At 48.7% G+C, this 20345-nt stretch carries 16 protein-coding genes; 8 read left to right on the plus strand and 8 right to left on the minus strand.

The window, feature by feature from the left end; translation table 11 throughout:
- The first annotated feature begins 103 nt into the window (after positions 1-103).
- Positions 104-2497: a DUF1549 domain-containing protein gene (locus tag Pan241w_RS23665; RefSeq protein WP_145220590.1), complete on the plus strand. Its 2394-nt coding sequence runs from the start codon at positions 104-106 to the stop codon at positions 2495-2497.
- A gap of 4 nt (positions 2498-2501) precedes the next feature.
- Positions 2502-3950, plus strand: coding sequence for a DUF1501 domain-containing protein (locus Pan241w_RS23670; protein WP_145220592.1), 1449 nt, complete (start codon positions 2502-2504; stop codon positions 3948-3950).
- A gap of 97 nt (positions 3951-4047) precedes the next feature.
- Here the strand turns inward: Pan241w_RS23670 and purB are convergent, their stop codons facing one another.
- Both purB and Pan241w_RS23680 read right to left on the minus strand, forming a co-directional pair.
- Entirely contained in the window at positions 4048-5478 is a 1431-nt protein-coding gene (purB, locus tag Pan241w_RS23675; RefSeq protein WP_145220594.1) for an adenylosuccinate lyase, read from the minus strand.
- Between the two features lie 91 nt (positions 5479-5569).
- Positions 5570-6241 carry a metal-dependent transcriptional regulator gene (locus tag Pan241w_RS23680; RefSeq protein WP_232107256.1) on the minus strand — a complete coding sequence of 224 codons (672 nt, stop codon included), beginning with the start codon at positions 6239-6241 and terminating at the stop codon, positions 5570-5572.
- Between the two features lie 443 nt (positions 6242-6684).
- Here Pan241w_RS23680 and Pan241w_RS23685 point away from each other — a divergent pair, with 443 nt between their 5' ends.
- Together Pan241w_RS23685 and Pan241w_RS23690 are read left to right on the plus strand one after the other, a co-directional pair.
- The gene (locus tag Pan241w_RS23685; protein ID WP_145220598.1) at positions 6685-8430 is read left to right on the plus strand and encodes a hypothetical protein; all 1746 of its coding nucleotides are present in this window, start codon (positions 6685-6687) and stop codon (positions 8428-8430) included.
- Complete coding sequence (locus Pan241w_RS23690; protein ID WP_145220600.1) at positions 8427-9449, plus strand: disk-shape morphogenesis protein volactin; 1023 nt, start codon at positions 8427-8429, stop codon at positions 9447-9449. Before Pan241w_RS23685 ends, Pan241w_RS23690 begins: the two co-directional genes overlap by 4 nt.
- Here the strand turns inward: Pan241w_RS23690 and Pan241w_RS23695 are convergent.
- Positions 9446-10630: a DUF1570 domain-containing protein gene (locus Pan241w_RS23695; protein ID WP_145220601.1), complete on the minus strand. Its 1185-nt coding sequence runs from the start codon at positions 10628-10630 to the stop codon at positions 9446-9448. The genes Pan241w_RS23690 and Pan241w_RS23695 overlap by 4 nt on opposite strands.
- Before the next feature lie 277 nt (positions 10631-10907).
- Here Pan241w_RS23695 and Pan241w_RS23700 point away from each other — a divergent pair, with 277 nt between their 5' ends.
- Positions 10908-12260: a hypothetical protein gene (locus tag Pan241w_RS23700; RefSeq protein ID WP_145220603.1), complete on the plus strand. Its 1353-nt coding sequence runs from the start codon at positions 10908-10910 to the stop codon at positions 12258-12260.
- A 6-nt stretch (positions 12261-12266) separates the two neighbouring features.
- On the opposite strand, the gene Pan241w_RS23705 is transcribed toward Pan241w_RS23700, so the two are convergent.
- The 3 genes from Pan241w_RS23705 to Pan241w_RS23715 all read right to left on the minus strand — a co-directional run bounded on the left by Pan241w_RS23705 (position 12267) and on the right by Pan241w_RS23715 (position 14342).
- Positions 12267-12737, minus strand: a complete 471-nt coding sequence (locus Pan241w_RS23705; RefSeq protein ID WP_145220605.1) for a SufE family protein — start codon at positions 12735-12737, stop codon at positions 12267-12269.
- A complete protein-coding gene (locus tag Pan241w_RS23710) occupies positions 12737-13804 on the minus strand; it encodes an Mrp/NBP35 family ATP-binding protein (protein WP_232107257.1) in 1068 nt (355 codons plus the stop codon). The genes Pan241w_RS23705 and Pan241w_RS23710 overlap by 1 nt, the downstream gene beginning before the upstream one ends.
- A gap of 121 nt (positions 13805-13925) precedes the next feature.
- A complete protein-coding gene (locus Pan241w_RS23715) occupies positions 13926-14342 on the minus strand; it encodes a hypothetical protein (RefSeq protein ID WP_145220609.1) in 417 nt (138 codons plus the stop codon).
- Between the two features lie 1337 nt (positions 14343-15679).
- Between Pan241w_RS23715 and Pan241w_RS23725 the strand changes: the two genes are divergently transcribed.
- Together Pan241w_RS23725 and Pan241w_RS23730 are read left to right on the plus strand one after the other, a co-directional pair.
- Complete coding sequence (locus Pan241w_RS23725; protein WP_145220613.1) at positions 15680-16009, plus strand: hypothetical protein; 330 nt, start codon at positions 15680-15682, stop codon at positions 16007-16009.
- A 214-nt stretch (positions 16010-16223) separates the two neighbouring features.
- Positions 16224-16508: a DUF427 domain-containing protein gene (locus tag Pan241w_RS23730; RefSeq protein WP_145220615.1), complete on the plus strand. Its 285-nt coding sequence runs from the start codon at positions 16224-16226 to the stop codon at positions 16506-16508.
- 28 nt (positions 16509-16536) lie between these two features.
- Here Pan241w_RS23730 and Pan241w_RS23735 read toward each other — a convergent pair whose 3' ends face one another.
- Positions 16537-17811 (minus strand): YkgJ family cysteine cluster protein, encoded by a 1275-nt coding sequence (locus tag Pan241w_RS23735; protein WP_145220617.1) that lies wholly within the window; start codon positions 17809-17811, stop codon positions 16537-16539.
- Positions 17812-18178: 367 nt separating this feature from the next.
- Here Pan241w_RS23735 and Pan241w_RS23740 point away from each other — a divergent pair, with 367 nt between their 5' ends.
- Positions 18179-19609, plus strand: coding sequence for a hypothetical protein (locus Pan241w_RS23740; protein ID WP_145220619.1), 1431 nt, complete (start codon positions 18179-18181; stop codon positions 19607-19609).
- On the opposite strand, the gene Pan241w_RS23745 is transcribed toward Pan241w_RS23740, so the two are convergent.
- Positions 19538-19975: a hypothetical protein gene (locus Pan241w_RS23745; RefSeq protein ID WP_198000108.1), complete on the minus strand. Its 438-nt coding sequence runs from the start codon at positions 19973-19975 to the stop codon at positions 19538-19540. The two genes, Pan241w_RS23740 and Pan241w_RS23745, sit on opposite strands and share 72 nt — an antisense overlap.
- Positions 19976-20345 lie beyond the last annotated feature (370 nt).

Here is a 20345-nt window from a genome sequence, read left to right on the forward strand (position 1 = left end):
TCACCAAACCAGTTTGCAACGCGTTTGATGTACCAGGAACTCCGGGGACTGATAAAATTTCCCCTGGTCCTTCTCTCGCGTCCCCGACTGAGGGCGAACTTCCATGTACCGGTTAACATCAAGACATACTTTGATTGGACTGCTTGTCTGTTTGGCGCTCCCCATCCAGGTCTGCTTTGCACAGAATCAAGTCAGTTTCAATCGTGACATTCGTCCGATTCTTTCCCGAAACTGCTTTCATTGCCACGGCCCCGATTCCACACATCGCGAGGCAGACCTCCGTCTGGATCTCGAAACCGGACTCAAATCAACCACAGACGATGCAGCAGTTATTCACCCCGGCAAACCCGATCAAAGTCAGTTATTCGAACGCATCAGTAGTAAAGACACTAATCTGGTCATGCCGCCCGCTGACTCTGGAAAATCGTTGAAACCTGCTGAAATCGAATTGATCAAACAATGGATCGCCGCCGGCGCCCCCTGGTCCAAACACTGGGCCTACCAGCAGCCACAATCATCGTCGATTCCTGACGTCAAAAATCAAAGCTGGCCCGTGAACTGGATTGACCGTTTCATTCTTTCACGTCTCGAACAACAGAACCTGCAGCCCGCCGCGGAAGCCGATCAAGTCACGTTAATCCGTCGTCTCAGTTTTGATCTGACCGGATTGCCACCCACTCCCCAGGCAGTCGATCAGTTTGTCAAGGACCAAAGTCCGGACGCTTACGAAAAACTTGTAGACCGACTCTTGGCTTCTCCCCATTATGGCGAGCGGATGGCGATTTACTGGCTGGATCTGGTCCGCTTTGCGGATACCGTCGGTTATCACGGCGATCAGGACCATCACATCTCCCCCTATCGCGACTATGTGATCCGCGCGTTTAACGAAAATCTTCCCTTCGATCAATTCACCCGCGAGCAGTTAGCGGGAGATTTACTGCCTAATCCCAGCTTGCAGCAAAAAATCGCCACCGGTTATAACCGCGTGCTGCAGACATCTCATGAGGGTGGCGTGCAGCGCAAGGAATATCTGGCGATCTATGCCGCCGATCGCATTCGGAATTTTTCCGGGGTCTGGATGGGCGCCACCATGGGTTGCTGCCAATGCCACGATCACAAGTACGATCCCTATACCACCAAAGACTTTTATTCGCTCGTCTCGTTTTTTGCCGACATCGATGAAGACCAGCATTTGAGGCGCGGTGCAGACCGGATTCCCACGATCAGAGAACCGGAAATCTTTCTCTATACCGATCAGGAAAAACAACAGATCTCAGAAATCGAAGCCAACATGAAAACGACCCAACAGGCTTTGAAAACAACCAAACAAAAGGAAGAACAAAAAACTCTCAAACAAAAACTGGAACAACTGAAAAAAGACCGAGCCGCCATCGATAAACGAGCGCTCAAAACGATGATTACGGTCTCCATCAAACCGAGGGAAATTCGAATTCTGCCTCGCGGCAACTGGCTTGATGAAACCGGCCCCGTCGTTCAGCCCGCTATTCCAGAATTTCTGGGAACGCTGAAAACAGAAAAGGATCGCTTAACTCGCCTGGATCTGGCGAACTGGTTATCAGCTGAAGACGGATACGGCTTAATGTTAGCACGCGTCATGGCAAACCGCTTCTGGTACCTCTTCTTCGGCCGCGGGATCGCTCCCGTACTGGACGATTTTGGAGGACAGGGAGGGCCGCCTCATTATCCGGAACTCCTCGATCAACTGGCACTGAAATTTTACAAAGACCATTGGGACGTCAAGCAGACCATCAAATTCATCGTCATGAGCCGCGCTTATCGGCAGTCTTCTCTCGAAACGCCGGAACAGCGAAAACTGGATCCGTTCAACCAGCGTCTCAATCGACAGGCACGCTTTCGCCTGCCGGCTGAAATGATTCGAGATAACGCACTGACCGTCAGCGGTTTATTAGTCACTGAGATCGGCGGCCCCAGCGTGAAACCCTATCAGCCAGCCGGCTACTATCGTCATTTGAATTTCCCCAAACGGAAATATGTCGCAGATACAGACGACCGCCAATGGCGTCGCGGCCTGTATGTGCATTGGCAACGCCAGTTTCTCCATCCCATGTTAAAAGCCTTCGATGCCCCAAGCCGTGAAGAATGTACGGCGCAGCGTCCCCGATCGAATACTCCGATCGCTGCGATGACTCTGCTGAACGATCCGACTTTTGTAGAAGCCTCGCGTAAGTATGCCGAAGATGTTTTGCTAAACGGTGGCGATTCGGATGCACAAAAAATCGGCTATGCGTTCACGAAAGCAACTTCGCGAGCTCCTGAAAACAGGGAAACGGAAGTACTGCTCAATTTATTAAACTCCAATCGCCGTGAATATCGGTCACAGCCCAAAGCCGCCGTTGAACTGACAAAATCCGGCTTGGCGAAAACGAACCAGGAATTAAACGCCAAAGAACTCGCAGCCTGGACGGAAGTCACACGCGCCTTATTGAACCTGAATGAAGTTGTGACGAGGAACTAACAGAATGATGAATCTCGATCAGATACAAACCAGTTTGAACCGTCGCACATTCCTGGCAAATTCCGGTGTCGGTCTGGGAGCGGCGGCACTCAGTTCGCTATTATCCGGTGAATCAACCGCTTCAGCTAAATCACCGTCGAAGCCGTCGCTTGTCGGCGGACTGCCCGGCTTGCCGCATTTCGCCCCCAAAGCCAAACGGGTGATTTTTCTGTGCATGGCCGGAGGTCCCACACACCTGGAAACGTTCGACTATAAACCCAAGCTGGCAGCCATGGATGGAAAACCATTTCCCGAAAGCTACACCAAGGGACAACCGATTGCCCAACTGCAGGGGAAAGAACTGAAATGCCAGGGGCCGTTAACCAAATTTCGTAAGTACGGAAAGAACGGACAGGAGATCAGCGACTTCCTGCCCTGGACGGCAAAAATTGCGGACGACATCTGCATTATTCGCTCGATGGTTACAGAGCAGATCAACCACGATCCTGCGCATACCTTTCTCAACACAGGCACCGCCATCAGCGGGCGGCCCTCCATGGGCTCCTGGATCACTTACGGACTGGGTAGCGAAACAGAAGAACTGCCGGGCTTCGTTGTCCTCACCAGCGTCGGCGGGCGAAATCCGCAACCGATTGCCTCCCGTCAGTGGGGCACCGGTTTCCTCCCCAGTCGCTATCAGGGAGTGCAGTTTAATTCAACGGGTGACCCCGTCAACTACTTAAAGAATCCGGCCGGCGTCAGTGCCCGTCAGCAGAAAGAATTAATCGAAACCGTCCAGACACTCGATCGCTTCCGCAATCAGCGCGTGGACAATCCCGAAATCGAAACTCGCATCGCCGCGTATGAAATGGCATTCAAGATGCAGACCTCAGTCCCCGAACTGATGGACCTGTCCGGCGAATCAAAGCAGACACTGGAAATGTATGGTGCAGAACCAGGATCGGGAACCTACGCCACTAACTGCCTGCTCGCCAGACGGCTGGCCGAGCGAGGCTCTCGTTTTATTCATCTTTATCACCGCGGCTGGGATCATCACGGCGGTCTGATTCGCTATATGAATACCTGTTGTGGCTTAACCGATAAACCAACCTGGGCTCTCATCAATGACCTCAAACAACGTGGCATGCTCGATGAAACCCTCGTAATCTGGGGAGGAGAATTCGGCAGAACTCCCATGTTCCAAGGCAAAGGGGGCGCAGGCCGCGATCACCACATTAAAGGATTTTCCATGTGGATGGCCGGGGGAGGGATAAAAGGCGGAATTACCTATGGTGCAACCGACGAGTTGGGCTATAATTCCGTAGAAGATATCGTAAATGTTCGAGATCTACATGCAACAATGTTACATCTGCTCGGAATCAATCATCAACGATTCAGTGTGGAGTTTCAGGGTCTGGATACCAGACTCACGGGAGTTGAGGAAGCGCACGTCATTAAGAATATTCTTACGTAGCATGGCACTATATAGTCCCTGTGAAACGCCCCGGTGGTCTCGATCATCGGGGCGTTTCCTTTTGGGGAATGGAACAGTCATCAGATTCAAGCGGCTTTTAGACTTTCAGATCTTCTGCCCCTTGCGCCAGATCACTCTGATACCGCTGTCTGACCGGCTCAATGATGTCCGCGATAAACGCATCCACCTGTTCGGGGGCACGACCAATATATTTTCGGGCGTCCAAGGCACTGTTTAAATCACAGCCGGCAAAGGCAGGATCTTTCTGCAGGCGTTCAATCAGATCATTTTTCCCACCGCGCACTTTGACTTCCGCACCCGCAGCCTGGCTGTGAACACGAATCTGTTCGTGCAAATCTTGACGGTCACCGCCCGCTTCGACGCCTGCCATTAAAAATTCTTCCGTCGCCATAAAGGGCAGTTCTTCGTTGAGATGTTTCTCAATCACTTTCGGATAAACCACCATCCCATCCACAATATTTCGATATAAAATCAAAACGGCATCAATGGCGAGAAATGATTGGGGCAGCGACAGACGCCGGTTGGCACTATCGTCCAGTGTCCGTTCCATCCACTGCGTCGCCGCGGTATCTTCTGCATTTGCGGTCAGGCTGATGGCAAACCGGGCCAGCGAACACATTCGTTCTGAACGCATCGGGTTGCGTTTGTACGCCATCGCCGAGGAACCAATTTGATTCTTTTCGAACGGCTCTTCCAGTTCCTTGCGGCTTTGCAGAATCCGAATATCATTTCCTGCTTTATGAGCAGACTGACCAATGCCACTTAACGCCGACAAAACCTGGGCATCGACTTTGCGCGAGTAGGTCTGCCCTGTGACGGCATAACGGCCGGTGAATCCCATCTTCTCCGTCACCCGCCGATCCAGCTCATCAACTTTTGCATGATCACCTTGAAAAAGCTGTAGAAAGGTGGCCTGAGTTCCCGTCGTACCTTTCACGCCGCGAAAACGAAGTTTTTCCAATCGATACTCGATTTCTTCGAGATCCAGAATCAGATCATAGCACCAGAGCGTCGCCCGTTTGCCGACGGTCGTTGGTTGAGCCGGCTGCAGGTGTGTGAATCCCAGGCAAGGCAAATCCCGATACTCGTTCGCAAACTTCGCGAGGTGATCGATCACCGATACCAGCCGCGCCCGCACCCGTTCCAGACTTTCGCGGATCATCACCAGTTCGCTGTTATCGGTGACAAAACAACTGGTGGCTCCCAGGTGAATGATTGCTTTGGCATCAGGGCAACGCTCACCGTAAGTATGCACGTGTGCCATCACATCATGCCTTAGATCTTTCTCAGCCTTCGCAGCCAACTCAAAATCAATATCCTCGATAGCAGCTCTCAGAGACTCAACCTGCTCAACGGTGACAGGCAAGCCCATCTCGTGCTGTGATTCTGCCAACGCGACCCAGAGCCGACGCCAGGTGGAATGTTTTTTCTGAGCCGACCAGATCTGGCTCATCTCTTGTGATGCGTAACGACTAATCAACGGATTTTCATAAGTAAGATGACTCAATTTCTTCTCTTTCTTCGGTTCGGTGAACCCTGAAGTTCACTCAGATTCCATAAGCTCTTTTTTTCACAATGTACGGTACGCGGCCGGATTCCTACAACGGAACGACTTTCACATTCTCGGCGACATGAATTCCCATCGAGATCACCTGCCCGTTCCACTCAGAGACGACAATTCCCGCTTCGACATTTTTTTCTTTGACCGTCCCTTCGGAACCGATTTTTAAACCCGAGCGGGACAGGAATCGTAGAAATTCGGTTTCCTGGTCAGTCACCTGGACAATTTGAACGTGCGTCCCGGGCTGGCATTCAGCCAGTGTCGTCATGTTCGGATAAGCGCGACGCATCTGGCCGTCGATTGACGGAATCGGATCTCCATGTGGATCGGTCTCCGGAAAGCCCAGATACTCGTCAATGTGATCGACAAGAAAATCACTTACCGCATGTTCCATATTTTCTGCTTCCGCATGAATCTGATCCCAGGTCAGTTTCAACGTCTGAAACAGAAACAGTTCAATCAATCGGTGTCGTCTCAGCACCCGAATCGCCGACTGCTTGCCACTCTCCGTCAGACTGGCCCCTTCATAGGGACGGTACTCCACCAGCTTGGACTGTTTCAGGGTTTTGAGCATACTGGTCACCGTTCCCGGCGCCACATTCATGTATTTGGCCAGTTCGCCAGTACTAATCCATTCCGACCCAGACTGCAGGCTGATTTGTAAAATCGCCTTCAAATAATTCTCGACGGTTAAACTAGTTACGTTCACTGGTACACCCTGTTTCATCAAATGAGCAACTCTTACAAAACCTGGACACAGGCTCAAAGATTACATGGATCACGAGAAACGTAACCATCGTCCAGAGATCTCCATCGCTGCTCGCAAGCTCCGTTTATCCTAGCAACATCACAAAATAGTTGGAACAAATACCCCTTACGAAATTGATTGCATTTCAAGATAGCACCTGGTTCCCTCCTCTATTTGCAGATGACGTCAACTCTCTGACATATAAATACTTACCACTGTTTGTCGCGATCCCGTTGATTCCCGGCTTTTCTCTGAATTCCGATACTTTGGGTGATGCTGATACTCGGATTGTGCCGATTTTAATGATTGTATGGTTTCCTCTCGATCCTCTCCTTTTACCATCATATTGTCATAAGGAAGGCCGGATGTTCTGCTGGCGCTTGGTTAATTTCAGGTTATTGGTGATGTTCCTGTTAGCAGGATCATTCAATACTGCCGATGCGCAAACACTCTATCGCGAGATCAGTTCACCTCAGAACCAGCAACGGCAAACGGCCGTCATCGGACTCTTAGGCGAATTCAAACACTGCGCCGCGTATGAAATTTCCAATCAAAATCTCGATTTGAACAAGGTAGTTTCCCAAGCAGGGGGCATGACTCCCCAGGCTTCGGGCATCATTCGCATCATTCGAGGCGGACGTATCAGCCAGGACCTATTTTATTCTCCCGAAACTGATTTCCCCCTGATGCACGGCGATGTTTTGATTGGACTGGAATCATCGGCGAATGACATCAATGTCTCATCTGATCATAACTGGAATGGAATCCAGAGGACTCAACAACAGGCGACTTCCCAGCTGATCCAGATTGCAATTCTCAATTTAGTCGACCGCCCCGTCGTATTTGGTGTACCGGCTGAAATCGCCGATCTGGCTGGAATTCTACGCTGCCTGAGACAACCTCTCGAACACTATCCACAAATTGCACAATCCATCAAAGTCATTCCTCCCAAACGGATTCGCAGCAACAACATTTCCGAAACCAGAAAGCTGACATCGAAATTCGCAACCGGAACGGTTCTTGTTCTGGGTCCTTCCAGCGGCATTGATCTATCAATGATTCCCCAATCTCTGCCTGGACCGAAACACTTACAGGCAGCACAGGCTCCGATTCACGAATCACCAAATGAACTAAGGCAGCCGGCGTCGGTATCACTGCAAAAAGCTCCTTTTCGACAAGCCAATTCTTTCACAGAAGAAGAACATCCGAATCAGAACGGCGTGACGCACCCGGAAAATATTCCGCAAACCTTAGAAACGACTCCGCTAAAAACGAGAAAAGGAGAACTACAGCTCAACGGGCCCGTTCTGCAGCAGACAGCCGCCAGTTTGGCCCTGGTTCCCAAACCAAATACTCCCCAAGCTGAAGAAAACGCCACGAAGCAACAGGACTCCGATTCTTCAACGGTTCCCAACCTGGATCTGGCGGTAGCCCCCGCGCCTCCTGCGGATTCCGTCCAAGTTTTGAGCGATGAAGATCTCTCTAAATTCGAGGAGTTCGAAGAGACGGATAATTCATCTTGGCCACAATGGTTCACTTATTTACTATTAGCAGCCTTTGCTGGTGGGGTCTGGAAATACCTCCAGAAAAGAGCAGGCCGAACTAACCCAACCAGACACAAACACACTCATGCCGTTACGACAGAGACGGCGGAATCTGAACCGGCAGCGATCATTACCAATTGGGATTCCTTACCTCCATTGCCGAAAAAATCACTCCTGGAACAAATTCTGGAGAATGACATCCCCATCATCGAAGAGACGCCACAGATTCCAACAAAAACATTTATCTATGGTCGTCACCAAACCAGATCTGCACGCATCGATCAAAAGGAAGAAACGCTCAAAGGGCCACACTTTACAAAGCAAATCAAGCCTGAGCCACAGGTTTCCGAAAAACAGGAAATGACGAACTCAGTCCCGGAAGCTTCGGAACCACGCTCGACCGAAAAAACATTGAAAGCACCTGCGTTTCGCTTTGACCGATCACATCCCAAAACAACTCAACCAGCTGATGAAAATGCGACTCCCTCTAAAACCGTTCATGCCTCTGGTTCCAACCAAAAACAGTCGGCTGCAGCGGAAGCAAAGCAGAATTCCGGAATCCTGGATCGGGTTCTACAGGCGATGCAGGGAGTCATGCCGAAATGAGTAGTTCATTATACATAGGCTCAACCTGCCTGAGAGTTTTACAAAACGACTCCAATCATAAGTTAACACGTCGCTCGATTGAGACCGCATATACAGTGATGGAGGATACACTCGAGAATCGTCAGTTACTGCAAAAGATCGCAGTGCCGTTTCTCTTCTCCGAGGGAACACTGATCATTCCGGGAGAAAACGCAGCTCAAATCGCTCGCTTTTCACATTCGCCGCTGTACCCGCTTTTTACAAAAGGGGAACTGGTTTTAAATGACCCGGTACATCGGCAGTTGCTCTCAACCCTGATTCAATCCGTGCTCCCCAAAACACGGAGAACCGGCGAATATTGTTCGTTTATCACACCGGGAACGGATTCTGCAGCGCCGCTGAGCAAACTGGTCGCACAGTTAATTGCTTTGCAAGGATTCACTCCCTTTGCAACGACCATTACACAATCTGCCGGTTTAGCAGCACTACCTGCCAGTCTACATTATTCAGGGTATGTCGTTTACCTCGGGCATTCACATTCCGAAATCGGCCTGATTCACCAGTCTCGAGTGGTCGTACGACATTCTGCTCCTTATGGCAGTGAGTGGCTCGACGAACAATTGGCTTATGCATTCAAATTCTTTAAAACAGATTCCGAAGGGGAAACCGTTCCCGATTCTGAAAAAGCCAGAACCAAACGACTCAATCCGGACATCAACCTCAGTCCTTACCTGTCTAATCATTCACTGCTAACAAACTGGTACGAATCGTTATTCGACAGTCTGTTGGACCAGTTCGCTTCTAAAATGGGTTCGATGCAGAAGTATATCGAAACACTGGAAACGCTTCCGGTGGTCTATATGGGTGAACTCTCACACATTGATGGGTTTGATGAATTGCTGGCACAGAATCTCTCCAGCCGAAAGATTCGATTCGATAATGGGCAGGTCACGCTGATCAAGGACGAACACTTCACGATCACCCGCGGTGCTCTGGTGATGGCAGCGATGGAAGAAGAAACGCTCAGTCGGGCTGCTTAATTCTGTTGAACCAGATCCTGTGTTAACTGGTTCATGAAATTCAAATAGTCCACTTCCATCGTCCGGATATTGGTTTTGAACGCGTGTTTAAAATCCTGCTCACGCTCATCAGCCGAATATTCTTTGAGCGGATCACGCTTTGAAATCTGTTTAAGATAACGGGCATAACGAGCTGGTTGCGTTTCTACCAGAAAAAACGTCAGTGCCCACGCCTCTGCATAAGCGTCTAAAGTTGCGGAATGAAACAGGTGATCGTCTCGAATAAATTCCCGTAACGACTCTTTCGCACGGCGTTTCTGTGCATAATGATTAAACCACAAAAGCCGCGTTCGATTAATCCGCGAGACCGACTTGGCGCGTCCTCCTGTATGAGCGCGCAACTCATCCGACTCAAACGTCGTCGCCAGGCCTTCTACAACCCAACGAGGATTCTCTCCCACCCGCGAATGCAAACCAGTATTAAAGGCGACCTGATGCGTCGCTTCATGAATCATGGTATCACGCAACGCTTCCGTCAGATTTTTACCCGTGGTTGATACACGCGAAAATGCGAGTTCGCTTTTGGCCTGATTCTGATCAACGTCAACAGAAGACGTCGCCGTACGTTGATCGAACAAAGCAGTCCGGTTCGTATGCGGGTGATAGTATCCCAGCAGACCATCGCCGGCACGCACACCATCTTTTTTACAGTATGCAAAAAACTGATCTCGGTCAGGAAAAATAACCGTAACCATCGGAAATTCGGGAGACTTGACCTGATACCCCCGCAGTGAAAAATAATGCGAAAAGGAATCGTACAGATCTTCAAACACGCCGCCATATGCTTTCGCCTTACCACGCGGTGCGCAAATCAGATAATGTCTGGTCGAGATCACTTCATAAAACGGACCAAACTCTTTCTGCAACTGCTGCTTCATTTTGTTGAGCGGCAGCCGTTGAAATTCTGATGCGACCCGGCGGTACGATGTCACTTTTTTCAGTGGCACCTCTGACAGTCTGCCGGTCTGATCCATCATCCAGCTGATATCGTCATTGTGCGCAATCGACTTGCCGATGAAAACCTTGTTGCGGGTTTTCATCTCAATCAGGGAAGGAGGCTTTGCAGTCGCCGACGTCTCAGTCATCAAACCGAGACCAGCTACCAGAATGCCAGCCAGAATAATACGAAAACAGGATAACATCACATCAGTTTCTAATCAGGTTGCAGGTTCTGTTTCAGTCAATATTCTCTCTATATATAGTGTAATCCCCAATCGGGAGCCCGGTTCCAGAAAACAGCACTGATCGCAAATCAGTGATTTAAGAAACAGGAATCAAAGGGAACGTAGCGGTTATAATCATCGCAACAATTGTATTCCTGAATTCTCGCGGTGGTTCCCGGGGTCAAACTGGTTACAATAGATGTGTGCCGACATTTCGATTGGTAACGTTTTTTGAACGAGAATGGGAAATACCACTGTGTCACGTGTCTGGTTATTAACAGGAACTGCTGTATTCGGCCTGCTCTGTTCTCTCACAACAGTCAGTGCCACTACCATTCTGCTCGAACAGAAAACAACCGAGCAGGAACAGATCAAACAGCAGATCTCGGAACTCATTCAAAAACTCGATTCAAACCAGCGGCTCGTTCGGCAACAGGCAGAGCTTCAGTTAGCCGCATTGGGAAAACCGGTTTTATCGTTACTCCCTCCACCAGAACTCGTTTCCAGCAATTCCGCGCGCGAAGCCCTGAAACGAGTGCGTTTGAAAATTGAGCAACAGGCCGCACGAGACTCGCTCAAAGCGTCTACGATTAATCTGTCAGGCAAGCATTCACTCAAACACATTCTTAACGCCATTTCCGAGCAAACCGGCAATCAAATTGATTCCAGCCAGTTATCTGACGAAGTATTAAACAATCAAATCCAGATCCATTTCAAAAAGACATCCTTCTGGCAGGCGATTGACAACTTAACTCGAACCCTGCCGCTAGCATTTCAGATCAATGGAAGTAACGGGCATCTGCAGCTTGATCCCCTGCCAGAGACATCACTACTCCCGTCAAAAGAGAAAAGCCAGATTTACTATGACGGGCCGTTTCGAATTGAGGTCGCCAGCATTGAACGACGTACGCTCCTGGGAACCATAGATCGCGAGTTACTCAGGGTCACGTTTCAAATTCAGGTGGAACCACGTTTAAGACCACTCTTCCTGAGTTATTCTTCACGTGAACTTCAGGCTAAATCAAATCGAAACATCAAATTGCCTCCGTTTAATCCAGCAGCGAAATACGAACTCCCACTGGGGGAAGGTGGCAAGAATTTAAAATTCACGATGCAATGGATTATGGACAGCAGGCAACGCCCTGAAACCGTCCAGGTTCAGGGAAACCTGAAAATGGAATTAGCCGCTGAGACACTGCCCATTACCTTTGATCATCTCTCGCGATCGCAAGGAGCCATCAGGCGACGTGGCAATATATCCGTTGAGTTAGTGGAAGCAGAAGCAATTGAGCTTGCGTCTACACAGAATCTGAATGTGCGCATTGCTCTCAGCTATGACTATGGCGGCCCCGCATTCGAGTCGCACCGGACCTGGATCTATCATAACCGTGCCTATCTCCAGACCCCGCAAGGCAAACAATACTGGTTGAACGGCTCATCGCAGACAACGCTGGAAAGCGCCGGAAAGTTTGGAGTCCTCTATCGGTTCACAGACCTGCCTCAAAAACAGAAAGACTTCCAGTTTACCTATCTGGCTCCCACACTGATTACGCCTGCCCCGATTCAGTTTCGGTTTGAAAAACTGAAAGTGCCCGCTAAAAGCCAGTAAGGCTGTTTACTTTTGCCCGGCCAGGATTTTTGCTTCCTGCTGCACACGCTCGACCATGCCAAACAAGCCGTTCTTTCTCTGTGAGCTGAGATACTTATCAAGCTGCAATTGAGAAAAATATTGTTTGACATCAATCGCCAGGACTTCTTCCGGAGTTTTATTATTATAAATGGCAAGCAACACCGCGATTAATCCCTTTACGATTAACGCATCACTGTCCGCGTGGATCTCCAGAACCCTCTGATCTTCAACCTGCTTTAACTCGGTAGTAAGCCAGACCATGCTCTGGCAACCATGCACACGGTTGGCTTCTGTCTTATCAGAATCGGGCATCGGCGGCAGTTCAAATCCCAGATCGATCAGAAAGTCACAACGTTCTTCCCAATCGTTCAGATACTCAAACTCCTCTATCAGCTCTTCAATGCTTATCATGTTCTCGGTCGCATTTTGTGTTTTTGAATTCTGCTCTAATGTCATTAGAGAATTTCCAGTGGTGGTCTTGTCGGGTTTTCAATCAAAGTGCGGGCAATTTCAATCGCAGTGTTCTCTGCCACCTTCAGCAGATGTGCCTGCGATTCACAATCCTCTGTCACTAACTGAGAGATATTTCCCACATCCGACTTTTCCCGGATTTCTGCATTCATCGGAATCTCTCCCAAAAACGGAATCTGCAATTCCTCGCCCTTTGCCTGGGCACCACCGCGGCCAAAGACCTCTCCCGACATATTCTCCACAATTCCCAAGACGGGAATTTTCACCTGCCGAAACATCTGCACCGCTTTGACGGCATCCAGTAATGCCACCTGTTGAGGAGAACAGACCACGACGGCACCAGCCATATCAAGCAGTTGTGATAATGTTAACGAAACATCACCTGTTCCCGGGGGCATATCGATTACCAGATAATCGAGCTCACCCCATTCTGTATCCTGGAGAAATTGAGAGATCGCTTTATGCAGCATCGGCCCGCGCCAGATGACGGCTTGCTCGGGCTCAACAAAAAATGCCATCGACATGACTTTTAAGCCATCCGCTTCCACCGGAACGATGCGTGTGAGCGTCTGCCCATCCTTACCCTGAAACTCCTGGGCTACCGGTTTTTCACTGGTTCCCACCAGATGTGGAATGCTTGGCCCATAGACGTCTGCGTCCACCAGTCCAACACGTGCACCAAATTCTTTGAGTGCAAAAGCCAGGCTCGCCGCAACAGTACTCTTGCCAACTCCCCCTTTACCGGCACCGACGGCAATCACATTCTTCACTTTCAATCCCAGCCGGCCGCCTGAATTCTTACCTTTGATATTAATTGAGTATTCGATCTTCAGATCTTCGCAATCAGGAAACTGAGTCCGAACGGCGTTCTCAATCAATTCTGACAATTCGGACTGCAGAGGATAAGAAGGAACAGGCAATTCAATTTGAATCGAAACCTCCCCGGTTTCTCCAACCGTCGCTCCTTTTAAAAAGCCCGATGTGGATAACGGCTTTTGAAAGACAGGATCGACGAGCTCTTTGAGACAGCTCTGTAAACTTGTTTCACTCATTTCAGAATTTGCCATCAGCGTTTAGTGCTTTCCAATAACTATTAAAAATGATTTGTGTCTCAGGATATTCGTAATGTTGTATCGGATCTGATCGGGGAAATGAAATTTCCTTGCAGTCATCTCAATCAGCAACTTTCTGTACTTTTGATTGAAGCTTCTGTCTGTGTAAGGTGGAATCAAAATGCCAGCGGCAGATCTTGGCGATGCGCTCAGGTTCCAGACAGCCTGTCTGCAAATGAAACACCCCTAACTCCCGCAAGGCCCATTCCAGGTTAAATAAGGGGGCCTCTGAGTAAATCATCACCGGAAAAGCAACATGCGCCTTCAAACACCTTTGTAAAAACTGCAAACAGATCGGATTGCCAATTCCCACATCGATGATGACCACAAGTTCTTCTGCAGTTTTCCGACGAGCATGCTGAAATAGAGTACTCTCAGCAGAAAACCCGCGAATCTGCCAATCCGTTTCCCCTTCAAACTGCCATTGAAGCTCAGAGACAATGTGTGCCCGCTCTTCCAGAACAAACACGTTTCTCATAAAACCCAATCCCGTTAAACATACGGACACATCACAAGACCTGAATCGACAATAATATGCCGCAATCTATCCCAATCGTATACATGGCCAGCTTGAATACAACTCATACAAGGGCTCTGAAACGACTCCTCAAAGTTTTTTTCGATTCCCAGCCTGGATAAACAATAAGGAATTCTAAACAAAACAAAATATACATAACAGCACTAGGGTCGCTGCTTAGCAATAACGTGAGGATATTGCCTTACCCCCAAATCAAAGCAGAAGACGTCATAATCGATACAAGTGACGTTTCAGGACCCACTTTGGGCCAAGAGTCCACAAATTTACGTTTATTCGAGGACTTTCTGGTGAATCTGGCCGAAAAAAATAAGCAGGTTTACCTTTTTAATTACGTGAGGCTTTGGACTCCCAGGTTGATCAGAAAACCTCATCTGATTCAACTCTGATTGAGTACCTCACGACCGTCCACGAAGCGAATCCTTGGAGATTGCCTAAATGAAATTGTTAAGTTACGTTGCCGCTTTAGCGGTTGTTTGTTGTGCTGGCGCATCTGTTGAAGCTGCTAGCTTCCTTGGAAAAGGTTGCTGTGCTCCTAAACCAACTTGCTGTGCCCCAGCTCCTAAAACTTGCTGTGCACCTGCTCCTAAGTGCTGTGCTCCTGCTCCTAAGACTTGCTGTGCTCCTGCACCCAAGACTTGCTGTGCACCAGCTCCTAAGACTTGCTGTGCTCCTGCTCCTAAGACCTGCTGCAACACCTGTGACTCATGCTGCGGTCATCGCAAACTGTTCAAAGGATCTTTCCTGAGAGGTTGCAAAGACCGTTGTGGTAAAATGTTCAACCGTTGCAAACAGCGTTGCTGCAAAGTGAAAGTTCGTTGCTGCAAAGTGAAGAAGTCTTGCTGTGCTCCTGCACCACGGACTTGCTGTGCACCAGCTCCAAAACCAACTTGCTGTGCACCAGCTCCTAAATCTTGCTGCAACTAATCAGATTTGAGGATTTCTGCAATCCCGGCACTAAGGGATTGGCCAATCAGGTCAGAAGGGCAGCTTCAATAATCGTGAACGTCAAGTCCGAGGGAAATTTTTCCCTCGGACAGACTTCACAAAACAAATTGAGCTACTAGAAGTCCTTTAAATTTGAGAACGTGATCTAAGCAGGTATGAAATTAAAAATGATGTCTCTCTTTCGGAGAAACATCATTTTTTTATGCGCAGATAGAATTCTCCCCTCATCCAATTCAGATCCTTTTAATTTCCATGAAAAACTCTTAGACTCAAGGCAGATCAAAACGTCCCTTGAAAACCTCTGTTACGGCTCAGCTGCCAAGTATGATTCCATGAAAATTGAAGACCTGCTCACACGATTCCAATGGGAACAAATCCCCAATTCCACGGGCCGGTTTACGCTTAGTAAATCGGAAGCATCGCTGTCGATCGAAGACCTGCTCGATTCAGATGAAGTCCAGATTAAGCAATATCCATCGGCACATCCAGAGGAAGTAATTCATGTTGTGGAACTCGAAGATGGAGGTTTGATCTCCTACCAGCGAAAAGATAAAACATACATCCACACCTTAAACTCAGAAAATATGTTCAAAAGAAAACAGTGGGAACTTGGAATCATTTCGTTCAGCCCGCGACAAATGCCCGAGAATCCAGAGGACTAAAAGTGAACCGTTCTCTTGTTCATCCAATGATTTCAAATCAACAGCGTTAATCATTCCAAAATAATATTTTTCAAAAGAGCTACCTCATTTTTTGAAATTTTTGATGGTTTTCGATCCAAACTTGGCTAGGATGTCTGTGGGCAGCCTCAAATTAACTCCATTCTCATTTCGTTTATAAGTTCTATTAATACAACTTAGCGATGAGGAGTGCGGTGTGCCCCAGGCAATTTGGAACGAGGCGATTCTGGTTGATTCAGACGAGAGCATCACGGTTGATGGAGACGTTTATTTCCCTCTGGAATCCGTAAACAATCTCTTTCTGAAAAGAAGTTCATCGACTTCGATCTGCCCCCGCAAAGGAAAAGCGCTGTTCTTCGATGTCGTCGTAGACGGAAAGATGAATCGCGATGCTGCCTGGTATTATCCCGAACCGGAACAAGAATATCCGCAGCTGATAAATCGAATTGCCTTCTGGAAAGGCATTGAAATCCGCCAGTAAACCTGAAGTCGATCATCCCTGATTGGTGCTATTGACCGTACCAGCTAACCAGCTTCTTGATATCTTGTAAACGCGACAAATTCCTCACGCGACTGCGAAAATGAGGCAGCCCGAAAACAGGCGAGTATCCGTGATGATGATCGGCAATACTCATCGCCTCGTTCACATCTTCTGGTAATAGTGTTGATCTACCCTCACCCGCGGCAATCCAGCGGGCAATCCACATGATCGCCGGAAACATCAGCGCCAGGTGATAAAAACCTTCCACAAAAGGAACCTCATAATAAGCGGCTCCGAAAAAATGTAGGCCCTGAATTTTCACTCGATAATACCGCGCAAACAGTTGTTCGCACTCTGGCGGGAGTTCACCAAATGATTCTTCCAAGAGCGAGAAAGGAACCGATTTAAATCGGTCCTGCAGACGGGGAATTCCACCTTGACCGAAAGTAAATTTCAGGGCCGACACCAATAACGAGAAACGCCTGGTTAAGCCACGGGAAGAAGCGGCAAACGTATCTTTTCTCGCATATTGTGCAGCCAGTAAACGGAATTGAATGCCCCCCAGGCGGCTGGGGGCAGTACGGTCCAATTCCAGATCTCCCGGAATTTCCTGCACCGTTGCCTCGCTGATTAATTCCAGAAATTCATCCAGACGTTCCCCACGAATCGTCTCAAACCGTGACTGCTCGATCAATTCCACCCAGGAAATTGCCCGCAACAGATTGATCAGAAACCGGGAATCCTTCGCTTCAAAAAATTGATTCAGTGTTCCAACCATCTTCAACGTATCAGGCCAGCCCAAGGTCTCTTTCGGCGTCAACGCAGGAGCAGGAGGCGCCTTCCAGCGTTTAGGAAGGACCTGATCGACAATTTTCCGGATCTCGCCAGATTGCTGATCAACCCGTTTCCCCAAATTGGAAACGACTGAGGGACAACTGAACCGTAAACTCACCGCGATCTTGTTTCCTGCCGGATGAAAAGCATAGGGATAGACCTGACACGCCAGTGGTTTCGCCGGCTCACCAAACTTGGCATGAATCCGACATAACCCCTGTTCATTCAGAAAAATACAGGAACCATCCGACTGATGCGCTAATCGATAGCGCCCGCTGGTCGGAGACATTCCCAGCTTCACAATCACAGGCTGTCCCGCAGGAATCGATTCATCCTCGTCCCAACGCTGTTTCTCAATTCGCTCCTTTTCTTCCGCCGTGATTTCGATCTCATGCTGTTTACAACAGCCGGCACAGTTATGGCAGTTCCAGTTCTGGATCGTAGGCAGAATTAAGGGAGGTGAGGGCATCAGAACTCTTTGATCGAAACATGTTTGGACAGGAAAACACGGCCATTTATTGTAAAGATTACAAAAACGAAACGCAAAGTATCTTATCCTGTCATTTTCTTGCCAAGTTTTTCCATCGGGTAGTCAGAATCCCAAATTCGGTATAGACACATATTCAAGATTCTCTAAAATCCCGCTCGCTTGCTGGAAACAAGTTTGTTTTTGTAACCGTCTCCCCGCAGAGAACGATCACATCAATCCCCGCTGCATGTGATGCAAAAACTCCCGAATTCTTCGCTTCAGCAGGCACACCCGTCCATAGATTTTTCCCTCTCTGTAGATCACCAGTCTCTTCCGGGAAATCACTTGGAACTTTAAGGACCCAATCATGTCGATACGATTTCTATTCAATATCTGCTGGTGCGCTCTGCTGAGCTGCGCTATCTCCGGATGCTATTCCCACCATCAGTATCCCTATGGGGGAACTTATCCCGGCCCGTATGGTGCACCCGGTCCTTACGAAATGGCACCAGGCAGCATTCCACCCGGCAGCTATCCGGTACAGCCCGATCTGGGACAACCAGTTCCGCCGCCTCAGGGATCACTCCCCCCAACCGGCTCTCAGGCTTACAGCGATCAGTTTCCCAGCAATACAACAAACAATACCAACTATGATGGCGTCGATTCCCAATGGAAACAACCCGCCAATAGTGCGCCCGGTCCAAATAGCGCACCCTTTGGCGCCAATCCAACGGCATCAGGTAGGAACGCCACACCCGGCAGTGGCTTAAATCAGAACTCCACTGGCAGTCAGGCCGTTCCCAGCTATCAGGACCCCAACAAAATTAATTCCAATCCGCAATCGTTCGGCAATGAGTTTCCACAAAACACCACACCCCCATCCAGTAACACCAGCAATTCCTTCCCTGGAAATGCCAACGATGAATTCGAAAGTAATCAAACACCACAGCCCCTGGGTGGCAACTCCACACAAATGAACGACCAGTTCGAGCCCAGCAGCAACGATCAGTTCCAGAGTAACCCACCCGATCAGTTCCAGCAGCCTAAAGATGAATTCCAGCAAAATGACAACGAAGGCTTCAGCGTTCCTAAAGTGGAACAGCAAAGTTTCGAAAGCGACAGCAATACTTTTGGCCCGAATAACAGTCAAATGTCAGCTCCCACAGACAACGATGTCTTTGGAGCCAACCCGAAAAAATTCGAAGCCAATCCAATGCCTGACAATACCTTTGACGCCAACCCCAACGACACATTTAACGCGAATCCCAACGACAGCAGTCAGGAATTTCAGCCTCCTGTTAACAGCTTTGAACAAAACGATGATACTTTCAGCCCGAACAGCAGCTCGTTAATGAACTCTGCACCCTGCAAAGTCAGCCACGCCGATCATCAATCCCGTGTCTCTGGGCCACAACTCGTCAAGTCAGACGACCCATTCATGGCACCTGCAAAATTTCAATCCGCTTCGTTTGAATTCCCCGCTGAGCCCAACCAGCAGACATCTGCTGGTCAATCACCGTCTCCTTTCAATTATGACAAACAAAATTATCGCTGGTTGAGAGGCATTGTTGAATTCGACGAGCAGGAAAAACAATGGAACATTACCTACAACGCCACTCCCGATAAATCAGACCGATTCGGCGGCAACATCGTACTCATCGATCAGGGACAACTGAACCGTTTCACAAACGGAGATGTCGTTCTCATCGACGGACACATTGATGGTTCACAACAGGACAAAATGGGCAAACCATGCTACCGTATTGCCAAAGCACAAAAGCTGGTCCCCAAAAAATAAAGCAGAATTTTCAGTCGCGGATGTCGCACACATGCGAAAATCCTGAAACAACTTGACATTTTCATTATTTTTAAGAATAGACATTTCAGCCCTGATTTCAGGGCTTTTTTTACGTCTTGACTCCTCGCTCCCCCTTCCTAACATGCGGAGATAACGTCGCGCGCGCGAGAGAAACACGATTTTCACTTGCTCCTTTTCGCACCTGTTGAAATTGACCCCACGAAAACCAAGCGACTTTTGATGTTTTTCCTGCCTGCTGACCACGTCCCATCCCCAAATGGTCATTTTTCGTAACGCTTCGAAGGCATTTTTTGAAACATCAGAGCAGATAAATGCCCCTGCCAAGCGACCTCGTGAACAATTCATGTCGCATATTTTGCGGTGCCTCTTGACCCGCTCATGCACTTCAACATCATGGCTCTCTGTCAGGAAATTCAAACAAACAAAAATTAATGATCGGACACACATGACAACCTCACATTTGCAAATACGTTTCCTTGTTACCGCAACAGCTTTGGTGAAAGCGATATCACTCGCTCAAATCGACGGGCTCTCCTAACACAGAAGACGCTCCGACAAACCTGAATACAGGCTAATGGATATAACCCGGGGCACTTATCTGAAAATGAATCAGCGCCAGTTTTGATTTGAGCAGGTGATGAACATGCCGCCTGCCATCAGTGTCTTCTATAAAAACACACTCTGCATACACTCTAAGAACAGCCGTTTTAAGTCG

The sequence above is a fragment of the Gimesia alba genome (genome assembly GCF_007744675.1).
Taxonomy (GTDB): domain Bacteria; phylum Planctomycetota; class Planctomycetia; order Planctomycetales; family Planctomycetaceae; genus Gimesia; species Gimesia alba.

Excerpts from the sequence above, each read along its gene's own strand:
- Pan241w_RS23735 (WP_145220617.1), bottom strand. The coding sequence starts at position 17,811 with ATGCCCTCACCTCCCTTAATTCTGCCTACGATCCAGAACTGGAACTGC.
- Pan241w_RS23745 (WP_198000108.1), bottom strand. The coding sequence starts at position 19,975 with ATGAATTGTTCACGAGGTCGCTTGGCAGGGGCATTTATCTGCTCTGAT.
- Pan241w_RS23690 (WP_145220600.1), top strand. The coding sequence starts at position 8,427 with ATGAGTAGTTCATTATACATAGGCTCAACCTGCCTGAGAGTTTTACAA.
- Pan241w_RS23715 (WP_145220609.1), bottom strand. The coding sequence starts at position 14,342 with ATGAGAAACGTGTTTGTTCTGGAAGAGCGGGCACACATTGTCTCTGAG.
- Pan241w_RS23740 (WP_145220619.1), top strand. The coding sequence starts at position 18,179 with ATGTCGATACGATTTCTATTCAATATCTGCTGGTGCGCTCTGCTGAGC.
- Pan241w_RS23695 (WP_145220601.1), bottom strand. The coding sequence starts at position 10,630 with ATGTTATCCTGTTTTCGTATTATTCTGGCTGGCATTCTGGTAGCTGGT.
- Pan241w_RS23725 (WP_145220613.1), top strand. The coding sequence starts at position 15,680 with ATGAAAATTGAAGACCTGCTCACACGATTCCAATGGGAACAAATCCCC.
- Pan241w_RS23710 (WP_232107257.1), bottom strand. The coding sequence starts at position 13,804 with ATGAGTGAAACAAGTTTACAGAGCTGTCTCAAAGAGCTCGTCGATCCT.
- Pan241w_RS23670 (WP_145220592.1), top strand. The coding sequence starts at position 2,502 with ATGATGAATCTCGATCAGATACAAACCAGTTTGAACCGTCGCACATTC.
- Pan241w_RS23685 (WP_145220598.1), top strand. The coding sequence starts at position 6,685 with ATGTTCCTGTTAGCAGGATCATTCAATACTGCCGATGCGCAAACACTC.
- Pan241w_RS23665 (WP_145220590.1), top strand. The coding sequence starts at position 104 with ATGTACCGGTTAACATCAAGACATACTTTGATTGGACTGCTTGTCTGT.
- Pan241w_RS23705 (WP_145220605.1), bottom strand. The coding sequence starts at position 12,737 with ATGACATTAGAGCAGAATTCAAAAACACAAAATGCGACCGAGAACATG.